The organism is Pacificoceanicola niger, assembly GCF_048553275.1.
Lineage (GTDB): Bacteria > Pseudomonadota > Alphaproteobacteria > Rhodobacterales > Rhodobacteraceae > Pacificoceanicola.
Genome location: NZ_JBLZMW010000047.1, coordinates 1 through 1,606, shown reverse-complemented (window position 1 = coordinate 1,606; position 1,606 = coordinate 1). Strand labels below are relative to the sequence as shown.

Sequence of the window (1,606 nt, the reverse complement as noted above, 5' to 3'; positions counted from 1 at the left end):
TGTTTTAATAGTTCTCGCGCGCGGATCACGTGCCCCGGAGCCACCTGCTGCGCTCCATCGACCGGTTCGTTGATTTGTCTGGTATCCGCAGCGACCTCGCCGATTTCTACAGCCATGCGGGACGCCCGTCCGTCGACCCTGAACTCCTCATCCGGATGCTGTTCGTGGGCTCTTGCTTCGGCATCCGGTCGGAGCGGCGGCTCTGCGACGAGGTCCATCTGAACCTGGCGTATCGCTGGTTTTGCCGCCTGGATCTGAGCGACCGGGTTCCGGATCACTCGACCTTTTCGAAGAACCGCCCTTTCGTGACCTTGCTGCGCAAGGCACTGTCGGGTGAGACACGGGCGTTTCCGCGACAGCGAATTGCTCCGCCATCTGTTTGAAACAACCCTTGCCCGCTGCATCGAAGAGGGCCTGGTCAGCGGCCAGCGCATGGCAGTGGATGCAAGTCTGATCCACTGACCGGCAGGGTATTTGCGCAGCAAATATCCCGAGAGGTGAGGCCGATGCCAACAAACAGAACTCGACGCCGAAGGAAGAGTGGGATGTGGGGCAGATCGATCCGGCCGACGCGCCAAGGGCGGTGCGCGAGTATCTCGACACTCTGGACGAGGCCGCATTTGGTGCGGCCAGCGAGGTGCAGCCCAAATCCACGCCCCATTCCGACCCGGCCAGCCAATGGACGGCCGCCCGCAAGGGCCCGGCATTCTTCAGCTATTCCGACAACTACCTGATCGACACCGACCATGGTGTCATCGTGGACGTTGAGGCCACGCGCTCCATCCGGCAGGCCGAGGTTGGATCGACCAAGACCATGCTGAAGCGCGTGAAGGCCAAGTTCGACCTCCACCCAGAGCGCCTGATCGCCCCCTCTCGTGACATTGCTTCGCAATGCACTGCCGGGCAGTGGACACCGCCTATGGCACCGGATCGATGCTGGGCTGGTTGGTCGACCGCAAGATCGCGCCCCACATTCCCGTCTTCGACAAGTCAGGGCGCAATGACGGAATCTGGACCCGGGCCGACTTCGAGTGGGATGCGGAGAACGACCAATACATCTGCCCCGAGGGGCACGAACTGAAGCAGTTCCGCCGGAACTATTCCGATCCGAACCGCGGGCCAACCGGCAAGGGCACAGCCCGCTATCGGGCGCTGAAAGAGGTCTGTCAGGCATGCCCATCAAAAGCGAAGTGCTGCCCGAATGCGGATGCCCGCAAGATCACCCGCGAGGAGCATGAAGATGCCCGACAGGTTGCCCGCGACATCCACTGCCCGGCAGTGCATGTTTACATGCAAGAGAGGGGCCAAGACCGAGCAATACGTCCTCTCGATGAAGCTGCGAAAGAAGGTCGAGATGCTCCTCGCCCATCTCCAGCGGATTCTTGGCCTGAACCGGCCCCGATTACGTGGCCCATGTGGCGCAAATGACGAATTCCTCCTCGCCGCAACCGCCCAAAACCTTCCGCAAACTGGCCAAGACCCTTCCCGCACCGCAGCAACCGCGAAACGCCTGACGGGAAAGGCGCTCGCGCCACGTTCAGCCGTCGATATTCTGCGCCAGCGAACGGGTGTTTTTCCATGCAGTCGGCGGGACGCGGTCACTCGC

Annotated in this window: 1 pseudogene; it reads left to right on the top strand. The window is 62.0% G+C overall.

Annotated elements, in window-relative coordinates:
- Positions 1 to 11: 11 nt before the first annotated feature.
- Positions 12 to 1,514: pseudogene (locus tag ACN2XU_RS24180) on the top strand (IS1182 family transposase); the annotation flags it as partial.
- Between the last annotated feature and the right edge of the window lie 92 nt (positions 1,515 to 1,606).